Annotated in this window: 11 protein-coding genes; 1 reads left to right on the top strand and 10 read right to left on the bottom strand. The window is 66.1% G+C overall.

Annotation, left to right across the window (positions count from 1 at the left end):
- Positions 1–644: integrase core domain-containing protein (locus tag BRSPCE3_RS14715; RefSeq protein ID WP_244066553.1), on the top strand; the 644-nt coding region annotated here is incomplete at its 5' end.
- Positions 645–766: 122 nt separating this feature from the next.
- Here BRSPCE3_RS14715 and BRSPCE3_RS14720 read toward each other — a convergent pair.
- The 10 genes from BRSPCE3_RS14720 to BRSPCE3_RS14765 form a co-directional block, all read right to left on the bottom strand.
- Positions 767–4,066 carry a carboxyl transferase domain-containing protein gene (locus tag BRSPCE3_RS14720; RefSeq protein WP_244066554.1) on the bottom strand — a complete coding sequence of 1,100 codons (3,300 nt, stop codon included), beginning with the start codon at positions 4,064–4,066 and terminating at the stop codon, positions 767–769.
- Positions 4,067–4,083: 17 nt separating this feature from the next.
- Positions 4,084–4,968 carry an ABC transporter permease gene (locus BRSPCE3_RS14725; protein WP_244066556.1) on the bottom strand — a complete coding sequence of 295 codons (885 nt, stop codon included), beginning with the start codon at positions 4,966–4,968 and terminating at the stop codon, positions 4,084–4,086.
- Entirely contained in the window at positions 4,965–5,921 is a 957-nt protein-coding gene (locus BRSPCE3_RS14730) for an ABC transporter permease (protein WP_244066558.1), read from the bottom strand. The genes BRSPCE3_RS14725 and BRSPCE3_RS14730 overlap by 4 nt, the downstream gene beginning before the upstream one ends.
- 3 nt (positions 5,922–5,924) lie before the next feature.
- Positions 5,925–7,472: an ABC transporter substrate-binding protein gene (locus BRSPCE3_RS14735; protein ID WP_244066559.1), complete on the bottom strand. Its 1,548-nt coding sequence runs from the start codon at positions 7,470–7,472 to the stop codon at positions 5,925–5,927.
- Positions 7,469–8,494: an ABC transporter ATP-binding protein gene (locus BRSPCE3_RS14740; RefSeq protein WP_244066560.1), complete on the bottom strand. Its 1,026-nt coding sequence runs from the start codon at positions 8,492–8,494 to the stop codon at positions 7,469–7,471. Before BRSPCE3_RS14740 ends, BRSPCE3_RS14735 begins: the two co-directional genes overlap by 4 nt.
- A complete protein-coding gene (locus BRSPCE3_RS14745) occupies positions 8,491–9,567 on the bottom strand; it encodes an ABC transporter ATP-binding protein (protein WP_244066561.1) in 1,077 nt (358 codons plus the stop codon). The genes BRSPCE3_RS14740 and BRSPCE3_RS14745 overlap by 4 nt, the downstream gene beginning before the upstream one ends.
- Positions 9,567–11,990, bottom strand: coding sequence for a CaiB/BaiF CoA-transferase family protein (locus BRSPCE3_RS14750; protein ID WP_244066562.1), 2,424 nt, complete (start codon positions 11,988–11,990; stop codon positions 9,567–9,569). Before BRSPCE3_RS14750 ends, BRSPCE3_RS14745 begins: the two co-directional genes overlap by 1 nt.
- A gap of 175 nt (positions 11,991–12,165) precedes the next feature.
- Positions 12,166–13,596 carry an amidohydrolase family protein gene (locus BRSPCE3_RS14755; RefSeq protein ID WP_244066564.1) on the bottom strand — a complete coding sequence of 477 codons (1,431 nt, stop codon included), beginning with the start codon at positions 13,594–13,596 and terminating at the stop codon, positions 12,166–12,168.
- Positions 13,597–13,701: 105 nt separating this feature from the next.
- On the bottom strand, positions 13,702–14,727 hold the full coding sequence (locus BRSPCE3_RS14760; RefSeq protein ID WP_244066565.1) for an ABC transporter substrate-binding protein: 1,026 nt from the start codon (positions 14,725–14,727) through the stop codon (positions 13,702–13,704).
- Positions 14,728–14,763: 36 nt separating this feature from the next.
- Positions 14,764–15,540 (bottom strand): ABC transporter permease, encoded by a 777-nt coding sequence (locus BRSPCE3_RS14765; protein ID WP_244066566.1) that lies wholly within the window; start codon positions 15,538–15,540, stop codon positions 14,764–14,766.
- Position 15,541 lies beyond the last annotated feature (1 nt).

Below are 15,541 nucleotides of genomic sequence, written 5' to 3' on the forward strand. Positions count from 1 at the left end.
ACGAGCAGCGTCTCACCGTGCAGGATCACCTGACGACGACGTTCCGCTGCTATGGTTTGCCGGAGGCCTTCTACACCGACAACGGCTCACCATGGGGCGATACCTCCGGCATTCACTGGACCGGATTGAAGGTGTGGCTGCTCAAGCTTGGCATCAGAGTGGTGCATGCCAGGCCATGTCATCCACAGGCCCGCGGCAAGAACGAACGCTTCCATCGCACCCTGAAGGCTGAAGTCTTTGCGATGCGTCGCTTCCGCACTCTCCCGGAAGTCCAACGCGCCTTGGATGCCTGGCGGCCGATCTACAATCTGGAGCGTCCCCACCAAGGCCTCGATATGCACGTTCCTGCCGATCGCTTCCGACCGAGTATCCGTGCGATGCCGGCCCGCGTCCCGAACGTCGAGTACGACAGCGGCGAGATCGTGCGCAGGGTCTCATCGACGAGACCCTACATCTCCTTCAAGGGACGCTTCTGGAAGGTTCCACGGGCCTTCGTGCGCGAACGGCTTGCCATCAGGCCGCTGGATCGCGACGGCCATTACGGCGTCTTCTTCGCCAGCTGGCAGGTCGCATCAATCGACTTGACCAACCGCCAACCTGTCAGTGATGTGTCCGAACAAGTGTCAGCCATGTCTCCGGACTAAACAGAAGGCGGGTGATCCAGTATTCCAGAGACAGCGGTTATCGAACCGATGGGCCGCGGCGTACTGGATCGCCCGGTCAAGCCGGGCGATGACAGTTGGGGTGGGACGCAGTTACGCCCTCATCACCACGCATCGATGCACGGCCGCTTGCGATGCGTGCGCGGCTCGACCTTCGGCACCGAGCGCAAGCCCGCCATGATCCAGTGCCGCGTATCGGCGGGGTCGATCACCTCGTCGATCTCGAGCACCGAGGCGATCGAGACCGCCTTGCCGTTGGCGTAGAGCTCGGCGACCTTGGTCTGGAAATACTTCTCGCGCTCGACGGGGTCCTCGATTGCCTCCATCTCCTTGCGGAAGCCGAGCCGGACATAGCCTTCGAGGCCCATGCCGCCGAACTCGCCGGTCGGCCAGGCCACCGTGAAGAACGAGGCGTGGAAGCCGCCGCCGATCATCGATTGCGCCCCTAAGCCATAGCCCTTGCGCAGCACGATTCCGAACAGCGGCACCGTGATGCTGGCGCCGGTGACGAACATCCGCGCGACGTGGCGCACGATAGCGGTCTTCTCGGCTTCCGGGCCGACCATGAAGCCCGGCGTGTCGCACAGCGAAACGATCGGGATGTCGAAGGCATCGCACAGCTGCATGAAGCGCGCGGCCTTGTCGCCGGCCGCAGCGTCGATCGCGCCGCCGAGATGCTTTGGATTGTTGGCGATCAGGCCGAACGGCTTGCCTTCGATGCGGATGAAGGCGGTGATCATGCCGACGCCGAAATCGCGCCGGATCTCCAGCACCGAGCCTTCATCGGCGATCAGATCGATCACGTTGCGGATGTCGTAGACCCGCAGGCGATTTTCCGGGATCGCGCGGCGCAGCAGCCGCTGGTCCGGCGCTTTCCAGTTTTGCACCGCGCCCTGGAAATAGGACAGGTATTTCTGCGCCACCGAGGTGGCCTCTTCCTCGTCCTCGACCAGGATATCGATCACGCCGTTCGGCGACTGGAACGAGACAGGGCCGACCTCGGCCGGATGATAGACGCCGAGCCCGCCGCCCTCGATCATCGCCGGGCCGCCCATGCCGATCGAGGCGTTTCTGGTGGCGATGATGACGTCGCAGACGCCGAGCATCGCGGCGTTGCCGGCGAAGCAATAGCCGGAGACCACACCGACCACAGGCACCAGCCCCGAGAGCTTGGCGAACTGCACGAAGGACGGACCGTCGAGGCCGGTCATGCCGAGCCGGTCGGTATCGCCGGGACGGCCGCCGCCGCCCTCGGCATAGAACACCAGCGGCATGCGCCACTGCTCGGCGAGGCCGAGCATGCGGTCGATCTTCTTGTGGTTCATATGGCCCTGGGTGCCGGCCAGCACGGTGTAGTCGTAGGAGATCACCATGCAGCGCGCGCCGTCAGCGCCGAAGTCTTTCGCGTTGACGGTGGCGACGCCTGAGATCAGGCCGTCGGCCGGCGTGTTCTTGATGAGGTCCTCGACCTTGCGGCGGCGGCGCTGCGCCGCGATCGCCAGCGATCCGTATTCGACGAACGAGCCCTCATCGACCAGCTGGGCGATGTTTTCCCGCGCGGTGCGCTGGTTGGTCTTGCGGCGCCGCTCCACCGACGCCGGGCGGTTCTCGTCCAGCGTGATCGCCTTGCGCGCGATCAGCTCGCCGAGATCGGGGCGGATGTGATCGAGATCGATCGCGGCCTCCTCGGCAGCAGTATGGCCATCGACCTCGGCCGGCTCGAGGAACAGGATCGGCTCGCCATGCATCAGGGTGACGCCGATGCCGCCCGCGATCTTCGTGACCCGGCCGCCGTGCGGCGCGGTGACGAGATGCTCCATCTTCATCGATTCCAGCACCGCGATCTGCTGGCCGGGACGCACCAGATCGCCTTCCGCGACCTCGACCGCCACGATCGTGCCCTGCAACGGCGCAGGCACCGGGAGCGACCCTTCGGGCGCCTCGGCGGCCACGGCCTTGGTCGTCGCCGCCTCGCTGACCTCGAGCAGCGGCGCGGCATGCTCCTGCGCGGCACCGACCAGCGCCGCCACATGGGTATCGATGAAATTGGTGCTGATCTTGTTCCGCGCAAAACTCTGATGCGCCAGGATCGCGCCGAGCAACGGGATGTTGGTGGCGACGCCGCCAATCCGGAATTCGCGCAAGGTGCGCGTTGCCTTGTGCACCAATTCGGTCCATTTCGGGCTCGGCGAATGCACGATCACCTTGGCCAGCAGCGAGTCGAACGCGGCGCTGGTCCGGTAGCCGGAATAGCCGAACGTATCGACCCGGACGCCGGGGCCGGACGGCAGGTCGAACACGCTGAGCGTGCCACCGGTCGGCTTGGTCACGCCCTTCTCGTCCATCACCTCCATGTTGACGCGGAGCTGCATGGCATAGCCGCGGGGCGGCGGCACCGCCGACTGCGCCAGCCCGAGCGAGGCCAGCGTCGCGCCGGCGGCGACCGCGAGCTGCGAACGGACGAGGTCGATGCCGAGCACCGCCTCGGTGACGGTGTGCTCGACCTGCAGCCGCGGATTGGCTTCGATGAAGGCGAACGCCCCTTCGCCCTCCCCGGCTTCGTCGTCGACCAGGAATTCGAAGGTGCCGAGATTGTCATAGCGCGCGGCGGAGGCGAGCTGCTTTGCCGCCTCGATGATGCGCCCGCGCAGGCCATCGCTCAAAGACGGGCTCGGCGCCACCTCGATGAGTTTCTGGTTGCGGCGCTGGATAGTGCATTCGCGCTCCCAGAGCTGGCTGATCGCGCCGTGACGATCGCCGATGATCTGCACCTCGATGTGGCGCGCCTTGCGGATCAGTCGCTCGACGTAGACCGCATCGTTGCCGAACGCCGCCTTGGCCTCCGACTGGCAGCGCGCATAGGCTTCATCCAGCTTCGTCAGGTCCTCGACCACGCGCATGCCGCGCCCGCCGCCGCCGGCGATCGCCTTGATCATGACAGCGGCGTTGGCGCCGAGCGAGGTGAAGAAGGCTTTTGCTTCGTCGAGCGAGGTCGCGCCAGAGGTCCCGGCAATGATCGGCACGCCAGATTTTTTCGCCAGCGCCTTGGCCTTGGCCTTGTCACCGAACAGATCGAGCGCCTCCGGCGACGGGCCGACGAAGACGATCTTCTCCTCGGCGCAGCGCCGCGCGAGCTCTGTGTTCTCGCTGAGGAAGCCATAGCCCGGATGCAACGCATCGCAGCCGGTGGCCTTTGCCGCCGCGACGACCGCCTCGATGTCGAGATAGGCGCGCGCGCCGCGGCCCGGAATCTCCTGGCTGCCGTCGGCAGACCGGACATGCAGCGAGGCGACATCGTCGGCCGGATAGATCGCGACGGTCGCGATGCCGCTCTCGGCCGCGGCGCGGGCAATGCGGATCGCGATCTCACCACGGTTGGCAATCAGCAATTTCTTGAACGACATCACAACACCATCAAAGGTCAACGATCCTTCATGGTCGGATCGAGCACGACACGCAAGGATTCCCCGAGCGCATTGAACGCCAGGGAGACGACGAGAATGGCAAGGCCCGGCGCATACATCTGCTCTGGCGCGATTTCCATGTATTGATAGGCGCGCGCCAGCATGGCGCCCCAGCTCGGGTCCGGCGGCTGGATGCCGAGGCCGAGGAACGACAGGCTGGCTTCGGCCAGGAGCGCCGCGGCAAGCAGCAGCGTGACCTGCACGATGACCGGCTGCAGCGTATTCGGCAGCACGTGGCGCCACAGTACGTGCCAGGTCGGCGCGCCGAAGCCGCGCGATGCGTCGACATAAAGCTCCTGCCGCACGATCAGCGCGCGGGCGCGGACGATCCGGGCCAGTGCGGGAAACATCGTGATGCCGACCGCGATCATGCCGTTGGTCAGCCCGATGCCGAGCGCGCCGGTGACCGCGATCGCCAGCACGATCGCGGGGAACGACAGGAAGGTGTCGATGATGCGGCTGATGATGTCGTCGATCCAGCCGCCGAAATAGCCGGCGATCAGGCCGACCGGCAACCCGATCAGCACCGCGACACCGACCGCAAGCAGGCTGGCATAGACGGTCGCTGGCGCGCCGTAGATCAGGCGGGAGAAAATATCGCGGCCGAGATCGTCGGTGCCGAGCAGATGCAACGGTCCCGGCGGCGCCAGCATGTTGTTGACGTCCTGCGCGGTCGGCGCATAGGGCGCGATCCAGGGCGCGCCGATCGCGACGACGACGAGCACGGAGAGCACCAGGATCGACAGCGCCGCGCGCAGATCGCCGGCGAGCCAGCGCACGAAGCGGCCCAGCCGCGTCGGCCTCGCCGGTGCCTTGAGCGGAGCGAGCGCGGTGTCGGTCATTGCTCGATCCTCGGATCGACCGCGGCACACAGCAGGTCGGTGATCAGATTGACCGCGATCACGACCACCACCATGGTGAAGACGACGCCCTGCACGATCGGGAAATCGCGCTGGATCGCGCCGCGCACGATCAGGCTGCCGAGCCCGGGAATTGCGAATACTGCCTCGATCACCACGGTCGCCGCCAGCATGCGATTGACCAGGAGGCTGATGATCGTCAGCAAGTTGACGCTGACATTCTTCAGGCCGTGCTGCCAGAGGATGCGGGACATCGACAGCCCCTTGGCATGCAGCGTGCGGACATATTGCGACGACAGCACCTCCAGCAGCGCGCCGCGCAGCTGGCGCGCGACCTCGGCCATGCCATAGGCCGCGATCGCAATCCCCGGCAGCAACGCGTGCCTGATCGCCTCGATCGGCGCGGCGCTGAAGGATTTTGCGCCGGTCGCCGGCAGCCAGTTCAGCTTCAGCGAGAACTCCGCGACCAGGATCATTGCAAGCCAGAAGCCGGGCACCGCGACGCCAAGCGAGGCGATCATGCTGATCAGCTTGTCGACCCAGCCATTCGGCTTGATCGCCGCCAGCACGCCCATCGGAATGCCGGTGACGAGCGCCAGCAGCAGCGCGATCACGACGATCAGGAGCGTATTCGGGAACGCACGCCCGATCGAAACGGCGACCTTCTCGCCGGTCAGCAGCGATTGCGAGAGATCGCCCTGCGCGACATGGCCGAGCCAGGCGCCATATTGCACCAGGAACGGCCGGTCGAGGCCGTAGAGCTGCCTGATCTCGGTGATCCGCGCGTCGGTCGCGTTGTCGCCGGCCAAGGTCACGGCGATGTCGCCGGGCACCAGCTTGAGCAGCGCGAACACCATGAAGGTCGCGAGCAGGATCACGGGCAGCGCCTGCACGAGGCGGCTGCCGATGACCTTGACTGGTGACCGTCGCGCCATCGATTAGTTCTCCAGCCAGACGTCGTCGTATTTCGGCTTACCCAGCAGATTGGGCCGATAGCCCTGCACCTTCTTGTTCATGGCGACCAGCTCGAACTGGAACGCCAGCGGCGCGACGAAGGCGTTCTCCATTACCAGCCGCTGCACGGTGGAGAAGGCCTTGCGCCTGATCTCGATATCCTCGGACGCGCGCGACGCCTTGATCGCGGCCTCGAGCTCGCTTGGCACCGGCGCGCGGCCGGCGTTGTAGTAGGCGTCCTTGGTGAACATCAAAGAATAGGTCAGGCTCGGATCGGGCCGCCCGGTCCAGGCCGAGAGCAATCCCGCCCCCTTCTTCTCCGCGCCGAAGAAGGCCGCGGACGCTTCCGCGACCGGGGCGTTGACAAAGCGCACGCCGATGCCGGCCTTGCGCAATTGCTCGATCAGGATTTCCTGACGCTGCACCGAATCCTGGTCCGGATAGCCGCCGAGCTCGATCGGGGTGCCCTCCTTGAAGCCGGCCTCGGCGAGCAGCTTGCGCGCGCGGTCGGGATCGTAGGGATAAAGTTTTGCCACCTCGGCATCATAGGCCCAATGCGCCTTCGGCAGATTCATGGCGGCGGGTTCGGCAAGGCCGGCGAGCGCGGCCTTGACGAAGGATTCGCGATCGATCGCGAAGTTCAGCGCCTGACGGATTTTGACGTTGTCGAACGGTGGCTTCGCCCAGTTGAGGAAGATCTGGAGCACGTAGAGCGTCGGGCCGTGCACGACCTTGACGCTCGGGGCGCGCTCGATGATCGCCTTCTGCCGCGGCGGCAGCTGATAGATCAGATCGTTCTGCCCGGCGCTGACCGAGCGGGCGCCGGTGGTCAGCTCCGGAATGATCGAAATCTCGATGCCGTCGGGATACGGCCGGTCCGGCTTCCAGTATTTCTCGTTGCGCTTGACCACGATCTTCTCGCCATCGGCCCAGCTCACGAAGGCATAAGCTCCGGCGCCGACCGGCTTGCGGGTGACGACGCCGCCCTCGGCCGCCTTCAGCGCCGTCGGCGACACCATCATGCCGGCGCGGTCGGACAGGATGCCGGGCAGCGCGGTATCCGGCGTCTTCAGCTTCAAGGTGACCTGCTGCGGGCCGGTGACCTCGACCGCCTCCACCGACAGCAGATCGGCCTTGATGTTCGACTTGGCATCACTCCGGTTGCGATCGAGGTTGAACTTGACGGCCTCGGCATCGAGCGGCGTGCCGTCATGGAAGCTGACGCCCGAGCGGATGTTGAGCACCAACGTGGTGGGATCGGTGAACTTCCAGCTCTCGGCGAGCCCCGGCTTCGGCTTCAGCGTATCGAATTCCCACTCGGTCAGCGTGTCGTACATCGTGAACAGAAAGGCGTGGTCGGAGCCGGCGCCGCCGGTCGCCGGATCGAGGCTCGATGGATTGGCCGGCGCCGAGATCCGCAAGGTGCCGCCCTTCTTCGGCGCGCCTTCCGCAAATGCGCGGCCGCCGAGCGTGGTGCTCGCCAGCGCGCCCGAGATCAGCGCCATGGCCTCGCGTCGTGTCGTCATCGTCATGGCGTCGTCTCCGGCTGTGCATTCGGCGAGAAATTCGGGCGGTCGGCGAAATGACAGGCCACCCAGTGATCGGGCTTCAGCTCGCGCCACTCCGGCACCCGGTCGGTGCAGAGCGGCTGCGCGTGCGGGCAGCGCGTGCGGAAGCGGCAGCCCGACGGCGGATCGATCGGGCTCGGCACCTCGCCCTGCAGCACGATACGGCTGTCCTGCCGCATCGACGACGGCAGCGGCCGCGGCTCGGCCGACAGCAGCGCGATGGTGTAGGGATGCAGCGGCCGCTCGGCGACCTCTTCGGTCGGGCCGAGCTCGACGAACTGGCCGAGATACATGACCGCGACCCGCTCGCTGATATGCGAGACCACCGCGAGATCATGGGTGATGAAGACATAGGTCAGCCCGAGGTCGCGCTGCAAATCGGCGAACAGATTGAGCACGTCGCCGCGGATCGACATGTCGAGCGCGGCCACCACCTCGTCGCAGACGATCAGCTTCGGCTTCAAGGTCAGCGCGCGGGCGATCACGACGCGCTGCTTCTGGCCGCCGGAGAGCTGATGCGGATAGCGCTCGCCGAACTCCTGCGGCAGCCCGACCCGCTCCAGCGCTTCCCGCGCCTGCCGCTCGCGCTCAGCGCTATTGCCGACGCGCGCGAGCTCCAGCGGCTCCAGCACCGAGGCCAGGATCGTCATGCGCGGATTGAGCGCCGCGTTCGGATCCTGGAAGATGATCTGGTAGTCGCGGCGATGGTTTTGAAACGCGCGGCGCGACAGCGCCAGCGGGTCGATGCCGTCATGCAGGATGGCGCCGGCGCTGGGATTGAGCAGGAACACCAGCGCGCGGCCGATCGTGGTCTTGCCCGAGCCGGACTCGCCGATGATGCCAAAGGTTTCGCCGCGGCGGACGTCGAAATTGACGCCGTCGACCGCCTTCACGGTGGCGCGGCGGTCCGAGGTCTGGAAGCGGACCTGGAGATCGCGCACCGAGACGATGGGCTCGCGGTGCGGCTCGGCGGCTGCTGCGGTCATTGCGTCGCGACCTTCGCAGCAGCCGGTGCGCTCGGCGGATGCAGCGCACCGGGCAGATTGAGCTCGGCAAAGCGCCAGCAGCGCACCCTGCGGCCGCCGCCGGCGTCCAGCAGTTTCTGCTCGGCCTCGCAGCCTTTCGTCGCGTGCGTACAGCGGGCACGGAAGCGGCAGCCGGCAGGCATCTCGGCGATCGACGGCACCCGGCCAGGGATCGACGGCAGCCGGCCATGCCGCGGGCTCAAATGCGGCAGCGAGCGCAACAGCCCCGACGTATACGGATGCAGCGGCCGGACCAGCGCCTCGTCGACGGTGGCGTCCTCGATCACCTCGCCGGCATACATCGTGATCATCCGCGTGCAGGTCTCGGCGACGACGCCGAGATCATGGGTGATCAGCATCAGCGCGGTCTTCGAGGTCTCGCTGATGTCGCGCAGCAGTTCGAGGATCTGCGCCTGCACCGTGACGTCGAGCGCGGTGGTCGGCTCGTCCGCGATCAGGAGCTGCGGCCCGCAGATCAGGCTCGCGGCGATCATCACCCGCTGGCGCATGCCGCCGGAGAGCTGGTGCGGATAATCGTCGATCCGCCGCTCCGGCGAGGCGATGCCGACGCGGCGCAGCATCTCCAGCGTTTTCGCGCGGGCTTCCTCGTAGCTGACATCGGTATGGACGCGTAGCGTCTCCGCGATCTGGTGGCCGACGGTGAACACCGGATCGAGCGCGCTCATCGGCTCCTGGAAGATCATCGCGATCCGCTTGCCCCTGATCGCGCGCATCTGCCGCGCGCTGCAGGAGGCGAAATCAGTGCCGTCGAACAGGATCTTGCCGTCGAGGCCGGCAAAATTGCCCGGCAACAGCCGCAGGATCGACAGGCCCGTGATGGTCTTGCCGCAGCCGCTCTCGCCGACGATGCCGACCCGCTCGCCGGGCGCGATATCGAAATCGATCCGGCGCGTCGCCTGCCAGATGCCCTGCGCGGTCTTGAAGCGGATGCCGAGCCCGCGCACCGACAGCAGCGGCCGCGCGCCGTCGCGCGCGCCCTCCGTCCCGCCCTGTGCCGGTGGCCCTGCTCCCATCAACCCGCCGCCCGCTTCTTCTCTTCCACCAGCTGCTCCTCCATCAGCATCTCGGTGCCGATGATGCCCTCGCGGCTGAGCTCTTCAAGCTCGGCGTCGGACAGGCCGAGCATGCCGCCAAGGATCTCGCGGTTGTGCTCGCCGAGCGTCGGCGGCACCGAGCGGATCGCAAACGGCGCTTCGCCCTCGCGGAACGGCATCGAGGGCTGCGGATGCTTACCGATGAAGGCGCGGTCGACCTGCTGAATGAAGCCGCGCGCGTGCAGCTGCGGGTCGTCAAGCAGGTCGATCGGCAGCCGCGCGACGCCGGAGGCCACACCTTCGGCCTGCAGCGCGGCCATCGCCGTGTCCGGATCGCGCTCCGCAGTCCAGGCCGTGATCGCGGCCTCGATCTCGGCCTCGATGGCGCGGCGGCCCGCGGCGGTCCTGAGCTTGGCGTCCGTCGCCCAGTCCTCACGGCCGAGCAGCCGCGCAAGCTTTGGCCACATCGCGTCATCGGACACCGCGACCACGATCCAGTTGTCCTCGCCGTCGCAGCGAAAGCAGCCATGCGGCACGAAGTCGGGGTGGCGGTTGCCGTATTTGGTCGGCTCTCTGCCGTCGATCGAATGCGCGACGATCCAGGGCGCCGCGAACGGCATCATGCATTCGATCTGCGCGAGATCGACGAACTGGCCCTGTCCCGTCAGCCTGGCGTGGATCAATGCCGTCAGCACCGCAGCCGCACCGTTGAGCCCGCCGACGGCGTCGCCAAACGCAGTATGGCTCATGACCGGAGGACCATCGGGATCGCCGACCACGCTCGGCAGGCCGGAGCCCTGCTCCAATGTCGAGCCATAGGCGCGGCAGTCGCGATGCACGCTGCCGGCACCGAACGCCGACATCGACATCATCACCAGCTTCGGATTGAGCTTGCTCAGCACGTCGTAGCCGAGGCCGAGCTTGGGCAGCACCTCGACCGAATAATTGTCGACCACGAGGTCGGCATCGGCGAGCAGACGTTTGGCCAGCGCAAGCCCCTTCGGCCGGGTCAGATCGAGCGTGATGCCGCGCTTGTTGCGGTTCATGATGCAGTAGCGCACCGATTTCTCGTACATCTGCTCCAGCACATAGGCCGGACGGCGATCGACGCCGCGCCACCAGTCCGGATATTGCGTCGCCTCGATCTTGATGACGTCGGCGCCGAGATCGGCGAGCGTGCGGGTGCAGATCGGGCCGGCCCAGCCCATCGAGAAGTCGACGACACGGATGCCCTCGAGCGGCAAGCGATTGGTCGCAGCAGGCTCGCGCACCGGCACGTGCGGCACGGCGGCGCGCGCGGCCTGCTGCTCGCCGATATCGGGCACGCGGCCACCACGCAGCGGCGGCGTTCCGGTCAGCCGCTGCATCGTGCCGGCGGAAAACCCGGTCTCGTCGCCGACCGTGATCGGGACGATCGCGCCCCGCGCACGCTTCTCTCCATCGGCGATGAGGTCTGAAATCTCCGGCACCGGCACGATCGGGATCTTGCGCCTGAGGCCCTCGGCGAACCATTCCTGCGCGGTGCGCTGCTTCAGCCTCGGCAGGATCTTGGCTTCGATCTCGGCGACATGGCGCAGCCGGTCGACACCCATGACCAGCGTCGGATCGTCGCGCAGCTCGCTGAGCCCGAGCATCTCGCAGAACGCGCGCCACTGCGCCGGAGTCACCGTGGTGACGCCGAGCCAGCCCTGTTTGGTCTCGTAGATGCCGACCGGAAAGGTCGGCCAGAACCGGTTGACGCCGATCCGTCGCATGATGTCGCCGCGCTGGAACGCCTCGAACATGATGTATTCGGTGACGGCGATCGAGGCCTCGAACAGGCTGAGATGACTTTCGCGTCCACGCCCGTCCTGCATGCGGCCGAGCACCGAAGATGCCGCGGCGATGAAGCCCCACAGCCCACCCAGGATCCCGGTCTGGAAATCCGGTGCGTGCATCGGCGGCCCCTGCTCGGGGCCGACCAGCTTCACGAGCCCGGTCAGCGCGCGGATCGTGGAGTCCGTCGCGGCGAAGCCGGCGTAAGGACCGCGATCGCCGAACCAGGCGAGGTCGAGATGGATCAGGCCCGGATTGTCGCGCCTGATCGCGTCGAGATCGATAGCGGGACAATCCGCCGCAACGATACCGCGCCCATCGAGCAGGATGTCGCAACCGGTAATCAGCTCGCGCAGACGGGCTGCATCATCCTTGCCAAGTGCGACGCTCGATTTGTTGAAATTGAGAAACGCAAACCACGCGCTGTGCCCCTGCTGCGTCAGCGGCGCGGCACGGCGCAGCGGATCCCCCGCCGGCGGCTCGACCTTCTGCACATCGGCGCCGAAATCGGCGAACAGCCGCGCGCAATAACTCGTCGCCGCAGCACTTCCGATCTCGACAATCCGCAGATGCGACAACGCGCCCATCAGGCTTCCTCGCGTACAACATGACCAGCCGGTGACAGCGGCTGATTCAGTTTTCTTGTTGGGTGAACTTGAAGCCGCGTCGACTGTGTGATGCAAGTGGAATTTTCTTCCGCTTGACGGAATTAGCGCGCGTGTGATCGGCGCTGCTGTTCAGCGCGAGGCGACGATTGTGCAGCTAATTGCAGGTGAGTTGCGCTTCGAACCAACGCTGTAGTGAGCTCGACAATCGCGGCCATGCGCGCAAGACATGCGCGTATGTGGCCGCGCTCGCGCGATGGATGCCACGCAGTTCCTGCTCAACGGCGGCAAGGTCAACACCAAGGCACCGGCCGGCCTTGGCGACTGTGCGACCATCGACCACAAGCTCCGAGATCAGCGACGCATTGCCGCGTGCGAACAGCAAGTCGAGCGGATCGGCCTCGAGAATCTGACCGCGCTCGAGACGGTCGAGATCGATGCTGACGAAATCGGCCGGCGTACCGACCGCGAGTTCGCCGGTGCCCGGCGCGCCGGTGGCGCGTCGGCCATTGCGGATCGCGAGCGCGAAGAATTCCTGAGCAGTCCAAGTGCGCCTGAACCCGAGGCCACCGTGCGTCATCTGCACCAGCCGCATCTCGCGCAGCACGTCGTCATCCTCGTCGAGCGCCAGGCCGTCGACGCCGACCGCGATCGCGCAGCCGCAGGCGTGCGCCGCCGCGATCGGCGCCAGTCCGGAGCGCAGATGCAGGTTGGAGGAGAAGTTGGTGACGATGCGCGCGCCAGATGCTGCGATCATCTCGATCTCGTCGGGCCGGGCGTGGATGCAATGCGCGAGCGTCAGGCGTTCCGACAGCAAGCCGATGTCGCGGAGATAGCGCACGATGCCGCCGGGAAAATGCTGGTCGGCCCAGGCGCGCTGATAGACCGTCTCGAGCAGATGCATGTGGATGCGGCGGCCGGTCTGCGCGGAATTTTCCGCGACCGCCTCCAGCAGCGGCTTCGAGCACCACTGCACGCCCGCCGGCCCAAGCTGGACGTCGACCTTCGGCCCGCCGATCGCCGCAGCGATCGCATCGGTCAGCTCGATATAGGCTTTCGGCGCCATCGGAGCACGCACGAACAGCTCCTCGATCGTCTTGCGGTCGTCGGCCGCAAGGCCTGACAGCACGCCTTCGCTGTCGCCGTAGACGATCGGGTTCTGGTCGCGCACCGCGATCGCAAAGGCGATGCGGATGCCGACATCGCCGGCGGCGCGCGCGATCGCCCGCGCCTCCTCGACCAGCGGCATGGTGCCGCTCGGCCGCGTGTAGTGCACCATCATCGCCGCGCAGCCGGCCTGGGCTGCGCGGGCAAACGCCGAGACCGCGGTGAGATAGGGATCAACCGGTGTGCCGGCCACCGTGCGCAGGATCCAGCTCTCCAGCGGCATGCCGACCGCGCCGAAGCTCGATGCCCGCGGGCGGGCGTGGTCGTGGGCGTTGACGAAAGCGGGCAGGATGAGCGAGCGCGGGGCTGCCGCTACGCCCTCGGAGATGTCGGTGATGAGACCGCCATCGTGATGCAGCACGACGTTGTCGCGGATGCCGCGGTCAGGAGCGGAGAACAGGCGGGTTGCCGTGACATCCATTGCTTCCCTCCGCCGTCATTGCGAGGAGCGGAGCGACGAAGCAATTCATCCTTCCCAGTGCCGAAGAACGGATTGCCTCGCTTCGCTCGCAATGACAAGCAATACTCAGTTCGCCGTATACACCAGCTCCCGCTCCGCACGCGGCGGCAGGAACTCGCGGGAAAACACTTCGGCAGGTGTTGGCGTGCGGGCGAGCTGGTAGCCTTCGACGATGAAGCCGATGGCGCGGGCCATGCGGTCGTCCTTGACGTCGCCGATGCCGATGTCCTTCATCTCCGGCGAGACGATCAACTTCTCGAAGGAATATTGTAGCCGGCGCTTCTCGACATCGACATTGATCAGATTGTCGTAGTTGAGCGCCGCCTTCATCGCGGCGTTCTGGTCCTTGGCGACCGCGATCGCGCCCTTGTTGATGGCGCGCACCAGGCCGGCCACCGCCTTCGGGTTCGAAGCGATCAGCTTGCGCGAGACCATCACGCCGTTGGAATAAAGGTCGAGCCCGTAATCGCCGAACGAGAACCATTTGAAGTCCTTGTCGGGGTCCTGACGATTGAGCACCAGATTGAAATAGCTCGTGATGTTGAACACCAGCGCAGCGTCGATGTCGCCCTTGATCAGCATCGGCTCCTGCAGGTTCGGCGCCATGTTGGAGATCTTGATCTTCTCGCCATCGAGCCCATTCTTGTGCACGAACACCGGCAGCAGCCGCGTCGTCGGCGTGCCCTGCGCGCCGCCGAGCGTATGGCCCTCGAAATCCTTGATGGTCTTGATGCCGCTCGAGTTCTTGGCGACGATCGCGAATGGCGGCTGGTTCCACATCATGTAGACCATGACCGGCGCGTCCTGCGGCTTGGTCGAGGCGTTCTGGATGATCGCGTTGACGTCGCCGAACCCTGCGTCATAGGCGCCCGACATGATGCGTGTCACGGTCGCGCCGGAGCCTTCGCCCTGGTCGATCACGACATTGAGGCCTTCCTCTTTGAAATAGCCGTTGTCCTTGGCGTAGAAGAACGCGGCATCCGAGCCCTGCGTCTTCCAGCCCAGCGTGAACTTGATGGTGGTGTCCTCGGCGCGCGCGGATCCCGCGACGACAGCCAATCCCAACAGCGCGGCGCTTATAGTCTTCAGCATGACGACCTCCTCAACTCCAGTGAACGGCGGAACGATTCAGGTAGCGATGAAATTGTCCTTGCGCGTCGCCCAGCCCGTCACCCGGCCCTCGATCAGCGAGAACAGGACGTAGAGCGCGACCCCGAGGCCGGCGAGCACGAACAGCCCGGCGAACACCAGCGGCACGTTGAAATTGGAGGACGCGGTCATCATGACGTTGCCGATGCCGCGGTTCGAGGCGACGGTTTCCGACAGCACCGCGCCGACGAAGGCGTAGGACACCGCGACCTTCAGCGAGGCGAAGAAGAACGGCATCGTCCGCGGCAAGCCGACATTCCACAGGATGTCGAACTTGCTGGCGCCGAGCGCCTTCAACACGTCCTCGAGCTCCGGCTCGGTGGTGGCAAGGCCGGTGGCGATGTTGACGACGATCGGGAAGAAGCAGATCGACAGCGCGGTCAGCACCGCCGGCACGGTGCCGGAGCCGAACCACAGCACGAAGATCGGCACCACCGCGACCTTCGGGATCGAGGAGAACCCGACCAGCAGCGGATAGCAGGTGTCGTAGGCGGTTTTCGACACCCCGATCACCGCACCGAGCGCGACACCGAGCGCCACGCCGAGCACGAAGCCGATCATCGTGGTCACCAATGTCTGGACGATATGCGGCCAGAGGATCGGGAATTTCTCGAACAACGTGATGAAGACCTGCGAGGGACGCGGCAGCACGAGATCGGACATGCCCGTCATCAGGCAGAACAGCTCCCAGGCGACGAAGAACAGCACGATCAGGGCGGCGGACCAGGCCTTCTGCCTGATATCTGACACGGACATG

Origin of the sequence: Bradyrhizobium sp. Ce-3 (assembly GCF_022835695.1) — a bacterium.
Classification (GTDB): domain Bacteria; phylum Pseudomonadota; class Alphaproteobacteria; order Rhizobiales; family Xanthobacteraceae; genus Bradyrhizobium.